Annotated in this window: 18 protein-coding genes; 4 read left to right on the forward strand and 14 right to left on the reverse strand. The window is 42.4% G+C overall.

The genetic code is table 11. The features are described from left to right. Positions 1-273: 273 nt before the first annotated feature. Positions 274-1,383, forward strand: a complete 1,110-nt coding sequence (locus tag BY457_RS07595) for a glycosyltransferase (RefSeq protein WP_106152738.1) — start codon at positions 274-276, stop codon at positions 1,381-1,383. On the opposite strand, the gene BY457_RS07600 is transcribed toward BY457_RS07595, so the two are convergent. From BY457_RS07600 to BY457_RS07665, 14 genes are all read right to left on the reverse strand, one after another. Beyond that, positions 1,384-1,794 (reverse strand): secondary thiamine-phosphate synthase enzyme YjbQ, encoded by a 411-nt coding sequence (locus BY457_RS07600; RefSeq protein ID WP_106152739.1) that lies wholly within the window; start codon positions 1,792-1,794, stop codon positions 1,384-1,386. Between the two features lie 73 nt (positions 1,795-1,867). Continuing rightward, positions 1,868-2,875: an NAD(P)-dependent oxidoreductase gene (locus BY457_RS07605; protein ID WP_106152740.1), complete on the reverse strand. Its 1,008-nt coding sequence runs from the start codon at positions 2,873-2,875 to the stop codon at positions 1,868-1,870. Between the two features lie 249 nt (positions 2,876-3,124). After that, positions 3,125-3,580, reverse strand: a complete 456-nt coding sequence (locus tag BY457_RS07610) for a cold-shock protein (RefSeq protein WP_106152741.1) — start codon at positions 3,578-3,580, stop codon at positions 3,125-3,127. Between the two features lie 110 nt (positions 3,581-3,690). Then, positions 3,691-4,974, reverse strand: coding sequence for a DEAD/DEAH box helicase (locus BY457_RS07615; protein WP_106152742.1), 1,284 nt, complete (start codon positions 4,972-4,974; stop codon positions 3,691-3,693). A gap of 59 nt (positions 4,975-5,033) precedes the next feature. Further along, positions 5,034-5,219, reverse strand: coding sequence for a hypothetical protein (locus BY457_RS07620; RefSeq protein WP_106152743.1), 186 nt, complete (start codon positions 5,217-5,219; stop codon positions 5,034-5,036). A 376-nt stretch (positions 5,220-5,595) separates the two neighbouring features. Continuing rightward, complete coding sequence (locus BY457_RS07625; RefSeq protein WP_106152744.1) at positions 5,596-6,705, reverse strand: ABC transporter permease; 1,110 nt, start codon at positions 6,703-6,705, stop codon at positions 5,596-5,598. A 71-nt stretch (positions 6,706-6,776) separates the two neighbouring features. Beyond that, the gene (locus BY457_RS07630) at positions 6,777-7,886 is read right to left on the reverse strand and encodes an ABC transporter permease (protein ID WP_106152905.1); all 1,110 of its coding nucleotides are present in this window, start codon (positions 7,884-7,886) and stop codon (positions 6,777-6,779) included. Positions 7,887-7,892: 6 nt separating this feature from the next. Next, positions 7,893-8,627: an ABC transporter ATP-binding protein gene (locus tag BY457_RS07635; RefSeq protein ID WP_106152745.1), complete on the reverse strand. Its 735-nt coding sequence runs from the start codon at positions 8,625-8,627 to the stop codon at positions 7,893-7,895. Between the two features lie 407 nt (positions 8,628-9,034). Beyond that, positions 9,035-9,940 carry an ABC transporter ATP-binding protein gene (locus BY457_RS07640; protein ID WP_106152746.1) on the reverse strand — a complete coding sequence of 302 codons (906 nt, stop codon included), beginning with the start codon at positions 9,938-9,940 and terminating at the stop codon, positions 9,035-9,037. A gap of 65 nt (positions 9,941-10,005) precedes the next feature. Next, positions 10,006-10,923, reverse strand: coding sequence for an HlyD family secretion protein (locus BY457_RS07645; protein WP_106152747.1), 918 nt, complete (start codon positions 10,921-10,923; stop codon positions 10,006-10,008). 20 nt (positions 10,924-10,943) lie between these two features. Beyond that, the gene (locus BY457_RS07650) at positions 10,944-12,200 is read right to left on the reverse strand and encodes a TolC family protein (RefSeq protein ID WP_258176658.1); all 1,257 of its coding nucleotides are present in this window, start codon (positions 12,198-12,200) and stop codon (positions 10,944-10,946) included. A gap of 334 nt (positions 12,201-12,534) precedes the next feature. Then, positions 12,535-13,167: a TetR/AcrR family transcriptional regulator gene (locus tag BY457_RS07655; protein WP_106152749.1), complete on the reverse strand. Its 633-nt coding sequence runs from the start codon at positions 13,165-13,167 to the stop codon at positions 12,535-12,537. A gap of 257 nt (positions 13,168-13,424) precedes the next feature. Then, a complete protein-coding gene (locus tag BY457_RS07660; protein ID WP_106152750.1) occupies positions 13,425-13,628 on the reverse strand; it encodes a transglycosylase in 204 nt (67 codons plus the stop codon). Between the two features lie 13 nt (positions 13,629-13,641). After that, positions 13,642-14,574: an N-acetylmuramoyl-L-alanine amidase-like domain-containing protein gene (locus BY457_RS07665; RefSeq protein WP_106152751.1), complete on the reverse strand. Its 933-nt coding sequence runs from the start codon at positions 14,572-14,574 to the stop codon at positions 13,642-13,644. 315 nt (positions 14,575-14,889) lie between these two features. Here BY457_RS07665 and BY457_RS07670 point away from each other — a divergent pair, with 315 nt between their 5' ends. Genes BY457_RS07670 through BY457_RS07680 form a run of 3 tightly spaced genes read left to right on the forward strand, consistent with a single transcriptional unit; the run spans position 14,890 to position 19,335 of the window. Beyond that, positions 14,890-16,500 (forward strand): carboxyl transferase domain-containing protein, encoded by a 1,611-nt coding sequence (locus BY457_RS07670; protein WP_106152752.1) that lies wholly within the window; start codon positions 14,890-14,892, stop codon positions 16,498-16,500. 20 nt (positions 16,501-16,520) lie between these two features. Continuing rightward, positions 16,521-17,306, forward strand: a complete 786-nt coding sequence (locus BY457_RS07675) for an enoyl-CoA hydratase/isomerase family protein (protein WP_106152753.1) — start codon at positions 16,521-16,523, stop codon at positions 17,304-17,306. A gap of 16 nt (positions 17,307-17,322) precedes the next feature. Beyond that, entirely contained in the window at positions 17,323-19,335 is a 2,013-nt protein-coding gene (locus tag BY457_RS07680) for an acetyl/propionyl/methylcrotonyl-CoA carboxylase subunit alpha (protein ID WP_106152754.1), read from the forward strand. Positions 19,336-19,338: the final 3 nt, after the last annotated feature.

Below are 19,338 nucleotides of genomic sequence, written 5' to 3' on the forward strand. Positions count from 1 at the left end.
CCATTTACTGCGTTACGCTTGCCCGAAAAGTACTCATTTACGAAAAGTAAACTCCCTATTTTCGGACTTCGCAAGCCTTGTAACTGGCACTTTCTGAACAGAAGCACATCCAAAAACAGAATTTGCTTAGTTTATAGACAGGCATCACTTATTAATCCGGTATAGGAAGTCTGCTTTCATCGAAAAAAATCCGAAAGGATAATGAGAAGAAATAAAAAAAATCTCTTCATTTGTACCTGATACCTGTAACCAACAAAAGCTAAAACTGTCAAATTGAAAAAAGTCATCATAACCACCTCCAACAACCTGTATTTCGACAACAGGGTACACAAAATCACTTTAGCACTGATGGAGTTAGGTTTTGAGGTGTTGAAAACAGGTTCAAACAATCCAAAGATCAGCAAGCCCCAAAATCGTCCCGGAAGAGAGAAGCTGTTCAATCTTCCATTTAAAAAAGGGCCATTGTTTTACTTTTTCCTAAACATATACACATTCTTTTTTCTGTTGTTCAGTCGGTTTAACCTAATATGGGCAGTAGATATGGACACCCTTCCCGCTGCAAAAACAGCCGCCTTAATCAAAAGAAAACCTATTGTTTTTGACGGCCATGAATACTTTTCCGAGCTACCGGAACTAACCGACAGAAAGATCATTAAAGAAATCTGGACCAAAATGGAACAATTCTTTCTTCCCGGATGCAATTTGTATTTCACGGTTTCTCCCGGGCTTGTAAAGTTGTATAAGCAAAACCTCAACCTTGATTTTCGGTTATTGCGCAACTTCCCCTTAAGACGACATGAAATAAACATCCCCATTCTGATGGCGGAGGAAAAAGTAATTCTTTATCAGGGAGTATTGAATAAAGGAAGAGGACTGGAGCAAGCAATAAAAGCCCTGGCATTTTTGGATAAAAGTTATCGGCTGGTAATCGTTGGAAGAGGAGATATTACCGAAGAACTGATGCAACTCACCAAATCCATGAATATGGAGAAGCGTGTCAATTTCACAGGGCCCGTTCCTTTTGAAGAACTTCACAAATTTCAAAAAAATGCAATGGTCGGCCTTGCCCTGCATGAAAACATGGGACTCAATTACTTCCATGCTTTGCCCAATCGCATTTTTGACTATATCCAGGCAGGCATACCTGTTTTAACCAATAATTTCCCAGATATGGGCGGGATTGTACAAAAGTCGGAAACAGGCCTAATAACGGAAAGGCTGGAACCGGAAGTGATTGCATCTTTCATTAAAGAAGCCTGTGAAAACACCGATTTGCGCAGAACATGGCAGCAAACCTTACCCAAAGCCGCCAATCAATTTACCTGGGAAAATGAAAAAGAGGGGATAAAAGAGGTATTACACCATGTAAGACAGTCTGAATAATCAGGAATAAACAGTAACAACAAGCCGTCTTGGACCTCCGTAATTTCGAAACTCACAAAGATAAATCCCCTGCCACATACCCAGGGCCAGGCGATGTTTAGCCACCGGAATAGTCAGTGAAGCACCCAGAATGGAACCTTTGGCATGTGCCGGCATATCATCAGAACCTTCCAGTGTATGTGTGTAATCAGGATCATTTTCCCTAACCAGTTTATTAAATATGGTTTCAAAATCGTCTCTTACTGAAGGATCGGCATTTTCATTCAGTGTAAGAGCGGCTGAGGTATGTTGAATAAATATATTCACCAACCCGGCTTCCGGCAATTCGGGAAGTTCAGAATTAATGTAACTGGTTACCAAATGAAATCCACGGCCCAACTCGGGTAATGTAATATTTACTTGTTGAATCATTTCTAATGCATTTTACCTGGTAAGCATACTATCATCTAAAAGACTAATTTGGGAAGATTATGGGTCTTTTACTCTATAAAATATTCTCCTGCTTAAATTTGTATTGATCAGAATCTAAAACCCCTGGGTTTACCACAGGAATGCCGGTCATACCCTGGAAAAAATCCTCAATAATACCAACCACCTGCCGGCTCATGATCTCCCGGGTTTCATGAGTAGCACTTCCCACATGCGGGGTCACTACCACATTATCCATTTTCAATAACTCACCTGGGATTTCCGGTTCATTCTGATACACATCCAGAGCAGCACCTGCTATCTCTCTGTTCTTCAAAGCTTCAATCAAAGCACTCTGGTTCAATACAGCTCCGCGTGCAGTATTGATAAGAAAAGCCGATGTTTTCATAAGTTTCAACTCAGAAAGTCCTATCATACCGTTGGTTTCGGGAGTCAGCGGCATGTTTAAAGATACAAAATCCGCATTTCTCAACAGATTCTCCAAATCGGTATAACGGGCCTCCAGCTTTTCTTCAGTTTCTGCAGAGACTCTGTTTCGGTTATGATAGATAATATTCATGCCAAAGGCGGAGGCCCTTCGGGCGAGTGCCCGACCGATAGCCCCCATACCAACAATACCAAGAGTCTTACCCTGAAGTGTGGTACTCAGATTTTCCATAACTCCCCAGTTACGAATAGTACCTGCTCTGAGTTCACGATCCAATTCGGAGATCCTGCGAGCCACATCAAGGATTAATCCTATTGCCAGCTCAGCAGTTGGTTCTGTAACAGCGTCCGGTGTATTGGTAACGACAATACCTTCCCTGTTCGCTGCTTCCAAATCAATATTATCCACTCCGGCTCCATAATTGGCAATCAATTTAAGTTTCGGAGAAGCTTTTATCATTTCTTTTTTGAATGGCTTTCCAAAAACAGTAACCACAGCATCTGCATCTTTCAGATTTTCCAACAAGTCATCCCGGCCAAATGTATCCCCATCGGGCCAGACAATATCAAACCTGTCTTTCAGTGCAGAAAAAGGTTTGCCGGGAAGTTGATGAGTAACAATAAGTTTATTTTTCATCACCTGGATTCAAAAAACAAAAACAATAAAAGAGACAAAAAAACCAACTACTTAGTGTTTGTCTATAAAGCCCAACTTCTGCGTTGATGCTCAAAATCTAAATCCTCATCCCGATTGTGCTTTTTGTTGGTTTTTTGTTCAAAAAACCTTAAAAAGCTACTTCGGGACTGCAGTTTAAATTTTTCGCACGTCTGGAATTTGAACTTTCTAATTCAAACACGTGAAAAACGCTTAGTTTATAGACAGACTCTACTTAATTTGTTTCACATTCACGGCAACCGGTCCTTTTGGTCCCATTTCCACTTCGTAACTAACCAGGTTGCCCTCAATAACATCGTCCACGACATTACTGACATGAAAGAAAACACTCTCCTTCGTTTCAATATCTTTAATAAAACCAAATCCCTTGGAGTCGAAAAATGCATTCACAGTGCCTTTACGAACCGGATCTTCCTCCTCTTGTTCACTCTTCTTCGGAACACTTATCTGGATATCATCCACATCAATCTCTTCCTTCTTTTTAGTAGGATCGGGAGGAGTTGATGTAATATTTCCATGCTCATCAACGTAAGCAATCATGTCGTCAAGATTACCGCTCTTATCTCCCTCTTTGCGAGCAAGACGTTTCTGTTCTTTCTCTTTCCGCTTCTTCTCTTTCTTGTTTCTAACTTCCTTTTTGTTAAACGATTCTTGTGATCTACCCATAAATTAATTTATTTGATTTAAAATTTTCATAAAAATACGGCAATTAACTGCCTTAAACAAGCTCATCCGCCATGCAAAGAACGAAACAAATTCAAATGCCTTGCGGAATATTAATTTCCCGCATTGCGGTTTCGCTTTTGTTTTCTATATCTGTTTCCGGACTGCTGGCTTTTAAAAGAACTTTTCTTACGATTCCCCAAAGGCTTTTCCTCAACTTTTACCTCTGTGTTGGTATCAGGCTGAGGCAAAAACGGATGACCATCAATCACGGGAATGCGTTGATTGATTAACTTCTGAATGTCCTTAAGATAAGGCTTCTCCTCCACATCACAAAACGAAAGTGCCGTTCCCTCTGCATTGGCCCGACCGGTTCGTCCGATTCGGTGCACATAAGTTTCCGGAATATTTGGAAGATCATAATTGATGACCCTTCCCAATCCGGACACATCAATACCCCTCGCAGCGATATCTGTGGCCACCAAAACACTGGCTTCACCTGATTTAAAATCTCCCAATGCCTTTTGACGGGCGCCCTGAGATTTGTTTCCATGAATTGCCAGCGCATTAATTCCCGCCTTCTTTAATATTTTAACAATTTTATCGGCACCATGTTTAGTTCTGGAGAAAACCAGAGTGGAGTCTTCAGGATTTTCTTCCATCAGGTGTACCAATAATTTTGACTTACTTTTCTTGTCAACATAATAAATGGACTGATCCACTTTTTCGGCAGTATTCTGCCTGGGGGTAATGGTTACTTTTCCGGGATTTCCACCTAAAATTTTACCGGAAAGTTTAACAATCTCCGGTGCCATTGTAGCAGAAAAGAACAAGGACTGCCTTTTGGAAGGAAGCAAGTTGATAATTTTCCGCACATCATGAATAAACCCCATATCCAGCATTCTATCAGCCTCATCAAGCACGAAATATTCAATTTCGCGAAGATTGATAAAACCCTGGGAAATCAAATCCAGTAATCTGCCGGGAGTGGCCACCAAAATATCTGTGCCTCGCTGCAACGCTTGTGTTTGGGCACCCTGCTTAACCCCACCAAAAATCACTGTGTTTCGAATACCGGTATGTTTCCCGTAATCCGTAAGACTTTCGCCAATCTGAATGGCCAATTCTCTTGTCGGAGTGACAATAAGAGCCTTTAAACCCGGTTTTCTTCGCCGTCTGGATTGGTGATCAGAAGGGGTATTCAAGTAAATGTTCTGAAGTATCGGAATTGAAAAAGCTGCTGTTTTCCCTGTACCTGTCTGGGCACATCCTAATAAATCTTTACCGCTTAATAAAATAGGAATGGATTGTTCCTGAATTGGTGTTGGTTGTGTATAGCCTTTTTCCTGAAGAGATCTCAGAATAGGATCTATAATTTCTAAATCTTTAAATGTCATCTAATAGTATTAAAAGCACAAAGATATTAGAATTATTTGGATAACAGCTGCTTTTACGACTACATATAAATATATCTCAATGCTTCATACACCAGAAAAGCGGGCCATACCAACGCTTTCAGAAAACCTAACACCCCCATCCAGAAGGTCGTTGCCTGCGAAATATAAAATACTGCGGCACCAATCAGTCCCAGGCCATAAACGGCATTGCCGCTTTGTGAATTACACACATTCTTGTTGCTCATGATTTCGGTTTTTAACATTACAACTGTGTCAGACTCAAAAGTATAAATTTAATGAAATTTTTTATTCTTGCTTAAAGAAGTGTTTTCGTTCGTAAAGATTGCTTCGGGCATGGCCCTCGCAATGACAGATTAGGTGCGGCGGATTCCGATCCCCCGAACCTGCTTCACAAATAATCTTTCCTGGAGTTTTAATTGAGCATCTCAGCTTGTCATATTCCCATTATGCCTCAAAATTTAATTGAGGTGCGAACTCGCAATGCCCCGCTCCCAATCCGTCTCTATGCTGAGGTCATTGCGAGGGCTCCGCCCGAAGCAATCTCGTTACCCCCAACGCAACAATACTAAAGCTAACCAAACCATTAATGGATCAAAGAAATCAGGAAGCTTTTCGGTAATTGAAAACAGCAAGCGTAACCAGTGTGACAGCCAAAAACGAAATGCCCCCCACCTGACGCCATAAATCGGCCAAACCTGCGCCTTTCAACAGAATACTGCGCATCACATCAATAAAATAGAAAAAAGGATTTATCAGATTTACATTCTGGCCCCATTCGGGCATATTGTCAACGGAAGTAAAAATACCACTCATCAGAATAAAAACAAGAAGAAAAAAGTAACTGACAAAGGTCACCTGCTGCTGCGAAGATGAAAAGGTCGAGAGCAATAACCCCAACCCAAGCAAACCGATAAGGTAGAGTGTTCCAATTCCGAAAATAAGCCAGAGACTCCCTTCAATGGGTACATCGTAAACAAGTTTTCCTATTATAAGTCCCAGCCCCAACTCAAACAGTCCAATGATTAGAAAAGGTAATAACTTGGCAACAATAAAGGTCGATTTCCTTACCGGCGTAACATTTATCTGCTCAATGGTTCCCATTTCCTTTTCACGAACCAGATTCATTGAGGTAAGAAACATACCCACAACTGATACCAAAACCACTAAAATTCCGGGAACCATGAAGAATTTATAGTTGAGTTCCGGATTGTACCAAAAAGCCGAGGTAGTGGAAATTTTGGATTCAGGTTCAACGCCCTTCATCTCTACTGCAAAGTTTTGCATTGACCGATGAGCAACCTGCTGCAAATAAGCATACCCCAGTTGTGCCTGTTGCGAATTTATGGCATTGGCCAATAACTGAATCCGGGATGTTTGTCCGGCTATTGCCTCTTTTTCAAAACCGGCTGCAATTACCAACAGAAAATCAACGGTGCCCTCCTCTATTTGATGGATACCCGATTCAACATTCCGGGGCTCGGGAGACAATCTAAAAAACGGTGATGCATCCAGTTCACTAACTAACCGGTTACTAAGGGCTGAGTGGTCGTTGTCACAAACAGCTATGTGAAGATTATTCATCTCCAGGGTGGCAGCGTTAACCAGAATCAGCAATTGAACCACGGGAAGAACAATGATAAGCCTGAGGATGGTTTTGTTCCTGCGTATCTGAATAAATTCTTTCTGTAAAAGAGCCAATAGAATTCTCATTGTTTTAGTTTTTAATATCTCCGATATTGCCTATCTCTAACTTCCTATTTCTATAATTCTAATGCTATGCCTTATTCTAACCTGACTTTAAAATTACGGATACTCAAAAGCAAAAAGGCCCCCAGAAAGCCGGTCATTATGAGCACCTCTTTCCAGACAACAAACAATCCTGCACCTTTAAACATCACGTCCTTAAGTGCTGATATGTAATAGCGTGGCGGCATAATATAGCTGAACCACTGCAACCATACGGGCATATTCTCGATGGGATAAATAAAACCAGACAACAAAATGGTTGGCAACATCAGTGCAAACAAAGAGATAAACATGGCCACCATCTGATTGGGGGCCACAGTTGAAATAAAAATTCCCAATGAGAGAGACAACAGGATATACAACAGACTCACAAAAGCGAGTACCAGATAACTGCCGGACATGGGCACCTGGAACACAAAAACACCAACAGCCAGGATGGTAATGGCATTGACCAGTGAAAGAATTACATAGGGCGCAACTTTCCCAAGAATTATCTGCCAGGGCTGCAATGGAGATATCAGCAACACCTCCATGGAGCCATATTCCTTTTCGCGGGTGATGGAAATGGAGGTCATCATGGCTGACACAAGAATCAGAATCATGGCCATAATGCCGGGAACAGACATCAAAACCCCTCTCAGGGAAGGGTTGTAAAACATCCGGGCCTCAACAATAAGTGGCGCAATCCGTCTGCTTGAAACCTCGGTGGATTCAAATTCATAACCGGCCACAATTCCCTCTGCATAATTGACCAGCATACGCGCAGTATTGGCATCTGAAGCATCAGCAATAAACTGCATATTAGCCCCTCCCGGTCTTTCCATGCTACTTCCGAAATCGGGAGAAAAAACCACTGCCATCTGAATGTCGCCCTTGCGAAGTGCACTTTCCATCTGCCCGCGACCCGAATAATAATCCTGAACCATAAAATACCCAGAAGAAACCAAACGGTCGATAACCTGACGACTGGAATAATCCCGTGCATGATCGAGCACCCCTATTCGCGCATCTTTAATCTCGGTGGAGATGACATATCCGAAAATAAGAATTTGAGCCAGCGGCATGACAAACAAAACAGCCAGGGTCCGTTTATCCCGTAAAATGTGTCTGGCTTCTTTTCTGATAAAACTCCAAAGTTGTTTCACATTCAATCAGTTTGGACGGGTTAATTTTAAAAATACATCATTCATCGTATCGCAATCCAGTTGAGTCTTCAAACCTGCCGGAGTATCCAGCGCAGAAATTCTCCCATCCACCATAATGGTCACGCGATTGCAATATTCTGCTTCATCGAGATAATGCGTCGTCACAAACACCGTAATTCCCTCATCGGCTGCCTGATATATCAATTCCCAGAATTGTCTTCGGGTTATGGGGTCCACCCCACTAGTAGGCTCATCAAGAAAAACAATTTTGGGCCGATGCAACACTGCCACCGAAAAAGCCAGTTTCTGTTTCCATCCCAGCGAAAGGGTACTTAACAATCGGTTACGTTGTTCCTCAATGCCAAGTCGGGAAAGCATTTCACCGGAACGTTTCTTAATTTCACCCGATGACAACCCATAAATGGTCCCGAACAATCGGATATTTTCAAAAACCGTTAAATCGTCATACAAAGAAAACTTCTGACTCATGTAGCCGATACTGCTTTTGACCTTTTCGGGATGTGTTTTCACATTGTAACCGGCAACTTCCACCAGGCCGGAAGTAGGCAATGACAGACCACACAATATTTTTATGGCTGTTGTTTTGCCGGCTCCGTTGGCTCCCAAAAAACCAAAAACCTCTCCTTTTTTAACTTGAAAATTCAAGTGGTCATTGGCTGTAAAATCTCCAAATTTCTTAACCAGGTCTTTGACATTTATTACGTGAGATGATGTTTCCATTTTCTAAACCTAATGTTAGTGACGACTAAACACGACATGCTATTTCCCTTAAGTAGTTTCTGTCCATAAAGTACCACTTGCGTCCCCGAAGGATCGGGGCAGGCTGTTACGCTTGCCGCCAAAATACTCATTTACGATTAGTAAACTCCGTTTTTGGCGGCTTCGCAAGCCTGGCAATTGGCATTTTCTGACCAGAAACAGCTCTAAGAACAAAATTTGCTTAGTTTATGGACAGGCACTAATTAGAGTCTGTCTATAAACTAAGTAAAGTTTCTCAAGTTCGCTGTGTCTGTTCAGAAGGTTCCGTTTACAAGGCTTGCCATTAGCGGAAATGCGGAGTTTACTTGAGTAAATGAGCAATTTCCGCTAATGGCGTAACGCAGTAAACGGGACTTTATGGACAGACTCTAGGTAGTTCCCATTAAAGCCATAAACCGGTCTTCAATACCAGGCTGGATGGCCCGAATTCCAACCTCATCGTTACCTCGATTCTTCAAAAACTCAAGCAACTCAGAGCTGCGGTCCCCTCCACCGTTAAAAGTCAGATGGATTTCTTCCCCAAACGGGAATACCGTTTCAACAGGCTCAAAATCGCGGCAATCAAGAATCAGCCGATACATATTTCCGCCCGAAACACCAAACAACGCTCCCCGAAAACTATCCACAACCTCCTGTGGTGAAGCCACTTCAAGAATTTTGCCCTGTTGCATAAGTGCCACCCGGTCACAAAGTGACGCCTCATCCATGTATGGTGTTGATACAATAATGGTTATTCCAAACTCTTTCAACTGATGAAGCATAGACCAGAACTCACTTCTGGAAACTGCATCAACACCTGTGGTAGGTTCATCCAGGATCAGGAGTTCGGGTTGGTGGATAAGCGCACAGGAAAGTGCCAGCTTCTGTTTCATTCCTCCGGAGAGTTTTCCTGCAGGCCTTTTTCGAAACGGTTCAATTTGCTGATAGATATCTTTTATCAAATGATAGTTTTCTTCAACCGTGGTTCCGAAAACAGAAGCAAAAAAGTTAAGGTTCTCTTCTACCGACAAGTCTTCGTACAACGAAAAGCGTCCGGGCATATACCCTACAATTTTTCGTAACGATTTGTAATCCTTCACAGGGTCCAGTCCCTTAACGCTAATTTTACCTGAATCGGGAAGCAGCAGCGAGAGAATTATCCTGAACAAAGTGCTCTTACCTGCTCCATCGGGACCAATAACACCAAACAACTCGCCCTTTCGAACCTTAAAACTCAGGTCATGAAGGGCAGGAACCTTTCCGTAGTTTTTTGATATGGAATCTATGTCAATCATAAATAACAAACAATAAGGTCGGCTTCAACATCCTGTTTCATTTTTGGACAGGATTGAAAAACTAATTAAAAGATTATTTCTCCCGGCATTCCAATTTTCATTTTTCCATCGGGATTGGGGACTCTTACTTTTACCGCATACACCAAATCCACACGTTCCTCTTTGGTTTGGATGATTTTTGGGGTAAATTCCGCCGAAGAAGCAATCCATGAAACGACCCCACGGGTTTGATGCTCACTTTCAGTATCCTTATCGAACTTTACGGTTACCTCCTGACCAATCGTTACATTATCCAGCTGAGATCCGGACACATAAACCCGAAGTGTCAACTCGTCCAATCCCGCCATTTTAAACAAAGGCTTACCGGCGGTAGTAAATTCTCCCTGTTCGGCATACTTTTCGAGAATAGTACCCGCCACCGGAGTATTGATGCGACAACGAATCAATTGCTCTTTCGCCGCATCAATCCGGGATTGTGTCATGGCCTTTTCTGACTCCAGCACCAACCTTTGAGATTTAACCTGTTCCATTTCCCGAAGTGCCACGTTGTATTGCCCGGCCACCTCATCGTATTTTTGAGTCGGGATAGCTTGCTGTTTATGCAGATTGGTAACTCTGTTGTACTCCTTTTTCAACACAGCAAGCCGTTCCCTTTGTACATCAATACTCCGCTGAAGTTGAGTGATACGGGCATCCACCCCTTTTGCAGAAGCAAACAACTGTTCCATTTCAAACCGGGGCAAAACAGTATCAACGAGACCCACCAAAACACCTTCATCCAAAACATCTCCCTCATTAACATTCAATTGAACAATCGTTCCGTTGGCACGGGAACTGACCACCACCTCTTCAGCCTCAAAATTCCCATAGGCATCCGACAAAGAATCATCTCCATTACAGGAAAGTAAAAAAAAGGCTGCCAGTCCGGTCATAAAAAAGATATTAAAATGCTTTTGCGCAGATTGAAAAATTTCTGAATTCATAACATATTAAGATTAGGTCGTTACTCTTTAATTTTTTTATCTCCCGTGAGGTACTTCATGGTCATTCTCTGTAAATACTCAAGCTGATGCAAATCTTTATTAATTTGTGCACTGATGTAAGCATCCAGGTCATCAATGTAGCCGGAAGTGGTGATGCTACCATTTTTTAGCAGGTGGCTACTGTTTTCTTCGATTCCACGGCGGAGTTCCACAATTTCACTGTCCAGTTCAATCAATTGCTGATAACGCAACAAATCCCCATCCAGTTGATTAACCGCGCGTATTTGGTTTACCCGGAACGTTTCCTCCTCAATATCCACCAGGCGAATCCGGTTTTCCAACACCATTTTGGTGCGTTTAGTTGAGCTCCAGTCCCAGGGAGTCCATTTCAACCTCAGGCCTACCACATAAAAGATATCAAACTCATCCTTCAGCATATTGTAACCAGGATTTCCATAACCTCCCTGTCCAAATGCAGCCAGTACCGGCCAGCGATTTCTTTGCTGCAATTCGGTCATTTGTTCCAGCCGTTTTTTCTGAAGCGAAAACAATGAATATTCAGGACGCGGTTCAGGAGTCAGCAATTCGCCAACAGAGGGTTCTTTCAATACCGAGGCACGCTCCACCGTCTCTCCCAGAAACGATGAAAGATTTGCCAGTAAGGTTTCTTCGTTGGTTTCAACAGAGATTACCTGTTGCTGAACCAGAAGAACCTCCGCTTCAAGTTTCTTAAGGTCACTCTCAGAAACTGCTCCATTGGCCAGCAAAGCATCCAACTCTGTCCTGCGACTCTCCAATACTTTTAATTTATGATTGATTTGTTGCTTCTGCTCCTCCAGCATCAAAATGCTGAAAAACAATTCTGCAACTCTTTTGGAAACATCAAGCATCTGTACTTCAATATTCTGAACTTCTATATCACCTGCCAGTTTCTCCACGCCAACTGCTTTTCCGGTTCTTCCACCATCGTAAAGTGTCTGACTAACATCCAGAGCAACTTTGTATTGGTCTTTAGGGGCTTGCGGAACAGAGAAACCTGGAATCTGAACATCAGCGGTCATCGAAGGAACATCACTTTGCCAGGAAGCCTGTCCGGTAACTTCCATTCGGGGCAACCAGTTGTTTTTAAGATTTTGAATATTCAAATCTGATGATTTCAGCAAAACCTCCCTGCCCTTGAGCAATGGAAAGTTTTGCTCCGACTTATCGAGGCAATCAAACAAAGTAAGAGTTTGCGCAGATATTTGCTCTGAGGCGAGAATTAACCATAAAATCATTATGCCCATAGCGACTTTCCTCCCAGGGAAGGAAAAAAGGAACCACCGGAAAACCCGAAAAATAGTTATTGCACTTTTACCAATAAAGAACCGATTTACTATGTACGGAAACATCATTTGCTGTTTTAGTTTTATTATTAGATACTCCTGATTCAACACTCCGCAATCCGGGAAATCAGATAACCAACAAGCCCGTCAGTACTTTCATATATTCATTTAAGACGGAATTAACCCTTAAATTCAATAAACCACACCCAAATGGAAAAACACAATAGGCTCAAAACAAATACCTTATCTCTATTCCCCTTTGATTTTTGTTGTTTTTTCCGCCCTTTCATGACTGATATTCAGTCAAAACACTTCGACAGATGAACTCAAACAAATCAGTCCTCCTGTTTTCCAAAAATTTAAAAAACTCTTCATCCGATTGGAAGAACATACGCGACAACAACGGTCTGGAAATAAAAGGAAACAGAGACAATCCCACAATATTAATAAGCAATGAGCGAGGTTCGAGAGGAATCACTTCACCCCGGTCAATACCTTTTTGAATGACATCAAGAACAAATTGGGGATTAATTCCCGTTGCCAGCAACAAATCCTCCATTCGTTCGGGAGACCGGTTTATTTCTCCGATCACAAATGCTGGCAGAAAAGGCATCTTCATCAATAAATCTGTATAAGAATGAACAGCTGCCCTGATCAATGACTTTACTGTTCCGTTTCCCCGCTCCAGTTCCTCCTTTACAGAAGGCCAAAAATTCCTGAAGGCCTCTAAAAATATCTTATCAAAAAGCTTTTCCTTACTCCGGAAATAATAATGCAACAAAGCCTTATTGATACCTGCCTCATCAGCAATTTCCTGCATCCGGGCACCTTCATACCCTTTTCGAACAAAAACCTGCCTTGCCGCAATCAGAATCAACTCTTCAGTATCCTCTTTTTCAGACTTTTTCTTATTAACCATATATTAAAACCATTTAGTTTAACCACTTGGTCAAATTTAGTGTGTATTTTTTAAAATGCAAATAATTCCGCCTGTTTTTTTAACTCATTGGCTTCCTGAAAAGAGTTAAGATTGCATCACTGCTTCAGTAATGATGTGCTTTTGCAGTACATTGAGGATTAACAGGAGTTGATTCTGAACATACCGAATCAGAGAAACAAAAAAAAGTGCCACAAAATGTAACACTTTTCAATCATTCAATTATCGATACGATAGAACTACCTCTTTTTCGAGAAAATCATAAGTACAGCTCCTACCACAGTAACCACACCACTTACAATCACGGGGGTCCAGTCGGCTTTACTTACAGCAACATCAACCCCAACCACACTGAAAGATTCAGAGTCCTGAGAGGCCTCAATTCCAAAAAATATAAGTCCGATGATTCCGATAATTAACAATACAAGTCCAATTTTTTTCATGACTATTTCCTTTTTAGTTAAACAAAAGATCTTCTTGCGGCCTTGCAACCAGAACGCCATCTATGTGTTTTTGAGAATTCACATATTCCTCCAGGGTCTGTTCTGATATCCGCACCCTGTTGCCATTGGTCGAGGCATGAATAAACCTGAGCTGCCCATTAGTAAAATATGAAAAACCCAAATGTACGATATCCAAACCATCTATATTGGTTGAGAAAGCTACAATGTCGCCATCATGAATAGAGTTGGTGACATTCGAAATGTGGCCGGGTGAAACTTTCTTAAACTTAATAAGAGATACCAGCTTTTCAACAGACCTCATTTCGTCAACAAAGGAAGAATCATTTGCAAGTGCAGGATATCTGGAAAAATTCTCACTCATAAAGTTTACGGATGCATCAAAATCAGCATCACCAAAATCATTACTAACCACTCTGACAATACCTATCTGCTCATTATCATACAACCAGTCGGTAAAATAATGTAATCTGGAAGGATAACCGGAAAGATTCCCATTTCTGTACCTCAGTTCCTTAAGTAAGTCCACATAACGATCGAATGAAGCATCACCTGATTTTACCACCCATGACAGTGCCAAAACATTTTCAACAAAAGTAGTGCAATCAAATTCACGCAAATTAACCACCAGACATTCCTGATCGGAGATTTCCAGGGTATGGGCAACATAAGGGGCATCCTCAAAGTACAATGCAATATCCACAACAACCTCTGACAACTCCCTTGTTTTAAGATTTTCAAGATCCAAATCAGCAAGCAACTCCTCAAACACCACAGAATCCTGAGCGCTTGAGATTACAGCAAAATCACAATCGGCTGATGGTTCTTTCACATTATTTTCCTGACCTTGATTTTCCTTATTTGCGGAAAAACATCCGATAAACAGGGTAACGGTCATCAACAGAATTATATATTTCAAATGCTTCATTCAAAAAAGTAACAATAAAAGAATTGATCCTATCAAAATTATATCATTCTGTTGAATACTGCAAACCTGTTCCTGAAACAGTCCCCATTCTTTCAGGAAAGGCAACTGCTCTTTTAATTAGCAAAGCTCATCATAAGTTAGTGCCATTCCTGATTAAGATAGAAATTATCATTTTAATAAAACAGGTTAAATAAATTGAGGTAACAAAAAAACAATTCAGTATCTTCCGGGTTAATAAAACGCCGGGGAAAATTCAGGCAACCTCCGTCAGAGAAATATTTCAAAGGCAGCAGCCAATCAATAAAACCTGTCAAGATGCAGTTACTTAAAAGTGAACTAAATACCGATACTGAAGCCTATATCAAAAATCTGGAGGCGAACAAAGCTCTTATAGCCACCTTAAAAAACACATTGGAAACAGCCGCAACTGGTGGGCCATCAGGAATGAGAGAGAAACATACTTCACGGGGAAAGCTGCTTGTCCGCGAAAGAATAGAAAAGCTGCTGGATCCGCATACCGCTTTTTTGGAGCTTTCGCCACTTGCTTCGATTGGGCAATACAAGGATCAATTTCCCTCGGCCGGTATTGTCACCGGAATCGGCACAATTCATGGACGCCAGGTAATGGTGGTTGCCAATGACGCCACAGTCAAAGGTGGAACTTATGTCAAAGAAACCATAAAAAAACACCTCAGGGCACAAGAAATAGCAGGCGAAAACAATCTGCCATGTATCTATCTGGTTGATTCCGGGGGCATTTTTCTGCCACAGCAGGCAGAAGTTTTTCCAGACAAAGATGATTTTGGAAGAATATTTTACAATCAGGCCCGACTTTCGGCACAGGGCATACCGCAAATTTCAATAGTAATGGGCTCATGTACTGCGGGAGGAGCCTATATCCCCGCTATGAGTGATGAAACCATTATTGTAAAAAACCAGGGGACCATTTTTCTTGCCGGTCCCCCATTGGTTAAGGCAGCTACCGGAGAAGAAGTATCCTCAGAAGAATTGGGTGGCGGAGTGGTACACACCAGCATCAGCGGAGTAGCCGACTACCTGGCAGAAAACGACGAACATGCACTCACCATTTGTCGCGACATTATAGAATCATTTGGACCGAAAGAGCCAAAAAACCAAAGTGGTCAGAACAATTACGATGAGCCTGTTTACTCCGCTGAAGAACTCTACGGATTAATTCCCACAGGAAAAGCCCCCTTCCCCGATGTAAGAGAGATTATAACCAGAATGACCGACGGAAGTCTGTTTCATGAATTCAAGCCCGATTACGGAACCACGCTGGTGACGGGGTTTGCCACCATTCATGGATACCCAGTAGGTATTCTGGCCAACAACGGAGTCCTATTCTCAGAATCCGCTCTAAAAGGTACCCATTTTATAGAATTATGCAATCATCGCAAAATTCCAATGGTCTTTTTACAAAACATTACCGGATTTATGGTAGGAAAAGAGTATGAACAGGGAGGAATTGCAAAAAACGGAGCTAAAATGGTCCATGCTCTTGCCAATTCTGTGGTGCCATTTTTCACAGTCATCATAGGAGGATCCTACGGAGCAGGAAACTATGCCATGGGTGGCCGTGCATACAATCCACGCTTTTTATTTATGTGGCCCAACGCACAAATATCTGTAATGGGTGCACGTCAGGCAGCAGGCGTTTTAAAAACCCTGAAGAAAGATCAGGCACAAATAAAAGGTACAGACGTTAGCGAAGAAGAACTGCAAGCCATAGAAGATGAAATCAACCAAAAATACGAAACGGAAGGATCTCCCTGGTACAGCACCAGCCGCCTGTGGGACGATGGAATTATAGATCCTGCAGAGACAAGAGATGTCATCGGACTTGCCATTCAATCAGCTACAGGAAGTACCATTTCCCATCCACGCTACGGAATCTTCAGAATGTAACCAAACATCCACAAATACTTATGAATCATTTAACGAAAAAATACGCTCAGAATGTATGCTACCTTGAGATGAACAGGCCGGAAAAAAGAAATGCCCTCAACAAGGAGTTGATGGTGCAGTTAACAGATTATCTGAAAAGCACTGCCGACAGCAATCAGTTCCGGGTGCTGATGATATCAGGAAGTAATCATTTCTTTTCGGCAGGGGCTGATCTTGCATGGATGAAAGAGGGCAGAGAGCAGAATGAAACACAAAACCTGGAAGATGCAGAATTATTCAACCAGCTCTACCGTACACTTTCAGAATACCCCAAACCGATTATTGCGTGTGTAGAGGGAGGTGCTTATGGAGGTGCCATCGGGTTACTGGCATGTGCTGATATTGTTACCACCACCCCCGATGCGACATTCAGGTTTTCAGAAACTGCCATCGGCCTGGTTCCGGCAACTGTAGCCCCCTGGGTTATTCGCAAAACAGGAAGTGCCTTTGCCCGATCTGCTCTGCTCTCAGGCCTTTCGTTTTCAGGAACCGAAGCACTTAGCAGCGGACTAGTGCAATACCTGTTTCCAAAAGACAAAATAGTTCCCAAAACCCGTGAGATTGCCAACCAAATAGCCCGTAACAGTCCTGAAGCAACTAAAGAAACAAAAAATCTTCTGAACAGAATCGACCATCAGTTTGTTCCAATTGACGAAGATTTAACCCAGTATTGTTCAACAAAAATTGCAAGGGCAAGAATATCTGATCAGGGACAAGAGGGAGTAAATGCCTTTTTTGAAAAGAGAAAACCATCCTGGAACAATTAAAACCATCAGGCAACCAATGAGCCAACGACACATACATAAAATACTGATTGCCAATCGCGGGGAGATTGCATCGCGCATCATCTCCACGGCAAAGAAAATGGGAATCTCAACTGTATTGCCTGTTACAGAAGATGAAGCAGGCTCCCTGCCGGCACGTCAGGCAGATGAAATCTTTATTTTTGACACTTCCAATCTGTCGGACACCTATCTCAATGCCCAAAAACTCATTGATGTTGCCATAAAACACCAGGCAGATGCCATCCATCCGGGCTATGGATTTCTTTCTGAAAATGCCAAATTTGCTTCGGCAGTTGAACATGCAGGCCTCACCTGGATTGGTCCAGCACCGCTTTCGGTAGCCCAAATGGGCAATAAGCTGGAAGCAAGGAAAATTGCCGAAAAAGCCGGGGTCAGAGTTACAAAGGCTCTTTCCGGAACCATTGAGGAAATCCTCAACAATCAGGCGAAACTTCATTACCCTCTTCTGATTAAAGCTGCTGCCGGAGGTGGTGGAAAAGGAATGAAGATAGCTCAAAACGGCAGTGAACTCAGATCCATGTTGGAAGACACCTCGAGAGAGGCTTTGAATTACTTCGGCAACGCGACTGTGTTTGTGGAAGAATACATTGAAAACCCAAGGCACATCGAAGTTCAGGTTTTGGGCGATCAGCATGGCCACATTTTGCATCTTTTTGAGCGTGAATGTTCAATCCAAAGAAGGTATCAAAAAATCATTGAGGAAGCGCCCTCCCCTTTTGTGAAACCTGAACTAAGAGAGAAACTCACCTCTGATGCCCTGAAACTTTGTAAAGAAATAAATTATTACAATGCCGGAACGGTTGAATTTCTGGTAGATGATAGAGGAAACCACTTCTTTCTGGAGATGAACACCCGCCTTCAGGTGGAGCATCCAGTAACTGAAGCAATTACCGGAATTGATCTGGTTGAAGAACAAATAAAGACCGCCATGGGATTACCGCTCTCATTTACGAATGTGGACGTTATCATGAACGGTCATGCTGTGGAAACCCGCATTTATGCAGAGAATGCCCTAAATGATTTCAGTCCGGAACCCGGAACAATAAATTTCATCAGGTGGCCTGAAAAAAGAATTGCCCGTACCGACACTTTTTTTGACAGCAGTACAGAGATACAACCCCATTTTGACCCCATGCTGGCCAAGATTACTGCCTGGGGCCATTCGCGGGAGATGGCAATAAAAAAACTCACCGCATCATTGGAACAAACCACCATACTCGGTGTTACCACCAACCTCCCTTACCTACGGGAAGTTTTAAAAACGGAAGCCTTCAATTCCGGTGAAACCACAACACAATTTACCACGCTTCATAAGGAAGCGCTGAAGCGAGCCATTCATCCCAACGGCACAGACAAAACAAATCTGTTGTTGGCAGGATATCTGATTTGGGTTCTTAATTTCAGAGACCAAAATGCGGACAATCTGTTTTCTCGACTGGGGCATCGTCGCTGGAACGGACATTATAACGTCCGCTTCAGCGAGGAAACCTTTTCTCTGGCCGTAACCAAAAAAATGGATAAAACACTCCAATGGTCAGTCAACGGACAACCAATGGATGAGATCAGGTTACTCAGCTTCGAAGAAAGCGGCATGAAATTTATAATAAGAAACCAGGAACAGATACTCTCATGGTATTCATTGGCCAGCGGAGAACTGATGCTGGGGACCGGAGGATATACGTATCGTTTAAAACCCGGATTTATGCTTTCCGCCAAAAGTCATCTGCCAGAGAGTAATCCTGATGCCGAAACGGACATTGTAGCACCCATTCCCGGAAAGATCACCTCTATCCCCGGACATAAGGGAGATACCGTTGAAAAAGGCTCGCCCATAGTAGTTTTAGAGGCCATGAAAATGGAGAATACACTGTCAGCCATAAAAGGAGGTGTCATCGAGGAAATCCTGGTAAGTTTAAATGAGCAGGTAAAAGCGGGACAATTGCTTGCCAGAATTCAGGTTCCGCAGCTTGTACAATCACATCAGAAATAACTT

The sequence above is a fragment of the Marinilabilia salmonicolor genome, assembly GCF_003003035.1.
Taxonomy (GTDB): Bacteria; Bacteroidota; Bacteroidia; order Bacteroidales; family Marinilabiliaceae; genus Marinilabilia; species Marinilabilia salmonicolor_A.

What these genes read in the sequence shown, in the direction of transcription:
- BY457_RS07600 (WP_106152739.1), bottom strand. Translation starts at nt 1,794, where the DNA reads ATGATTCAACAAGTAAATATTACATTACCCGAGTTGGGCCGTGGATTT.
- BY457_RS07605 (WP_106152740.1), bottom strand. Translation starts at nt 2,875, where the DNA reads ATGAAAAATAAACTTATTGTTACTCATCAACTTCCCGGCAAACCTTTT.
- BY457_RS07610 (WP_106152741.1), bottom strand. Translation starts at nt 3,580, where the DNA reads ATGGGTAGATCACAAGAATCGTTTAACAAAAAGGAAGTTAGAAACAAG.
- BY457_RS07615 (WP_106152742.1), bottom strand. Translation starts at nt 4,974, where the DNA reads ATGACATTTAAAGATTTAGAAATTATAGATCCTATTCTGAGATCTCTT.
- BY457_RS07620 (WP_106152743.1), bottom strand. Translation starts at nt 5,219, where the DNA reads ATGAGCAACAAGAATGTGTGTAATTCACAAAGCGGCAATGCCGTTTAT.
- BY457_RS07625 (WP_106152744.1), bottom strand. Translation starts at nt 6,705, where the DNA reads ATGAGAATTCTATTGGCTCTTTTACAGAAAGAATTTATTCAGATACGC.
- BY457_RS07635 (WP_106152745.1), bottom strand. Translation starts at nt 8,627, where the DNA reads ATGGAAACATCATCTCACGTAATAAATGTCAAAGACCTGGTTAAGAAA.
- BY457_RS07640 (WP_106152746.1), bottom strand. Translation starts at nt 9,940, where the DNA reads ATGATTGACATAGATTCCATATCAAAAAACTACGGAAAGGTTCCTGCC.
- BY457_RS07645 (WP_106152747.1), bottom strand. Translation starts at nt 10,923, where the DNA reads ATGAATTCAGAAATTTTTCAATCTGCGCAAAAGCATTTTAATATCTTT.
- BY457_RS07650 (WP_258176658.1), bottom strand. Translation starts at nt 12,200, where the DNA reads ATGATTTTATGGTTAATTCTCGCCTCAGAGCAAATATCTGCGCAAACT.
- BY457_RS07655 (WP_106152749.1), bottom strand. Translation starts at nt 13,167, where the DNA reads ATGGTTAATAAGAAAAAGTCTGAAAAAGAGGATACTGAAGAGTTGATT.
- BY457_RS07660 (WP_106152750.1), bottom strand. Translation starts at nt 13,628, where the DNA reads ATGAAAAAAATTGGACTTGTATTGTTAATTATCGGAATCATCGGACTT.
- BY457_RS07665 (WP_106152751.1), bottom strand. Translation starts at nt 14,574, where the DNA reads ATGAAGCATTTGAAATATATAATTCTGTTGATGACCGTTACCCTGTTT.
- BY457_RS07670 (WP_106152752.1), top strand. Translation starts at nt 14,890, where the DNA reads ATGCAGTTACTTAAAAGTGAACTAAATACCGATACTGAAGCCTATATC.
- BY457_RS07675 (WP_106152753.1), top strand. Translation starts at nt 16,521, where the DNA reads ATGAATCATTTAACGAAAAAATACGCTCAGAATGTATGCTACCTTGAG.
- BY457_RS07680 (WP_106152754.1), top strand. Translation starts at nt 17,323, where the DNA reads ATGAGCCAACGACACATACATAAAATACTGATTGCCAATCGCGGGGAG.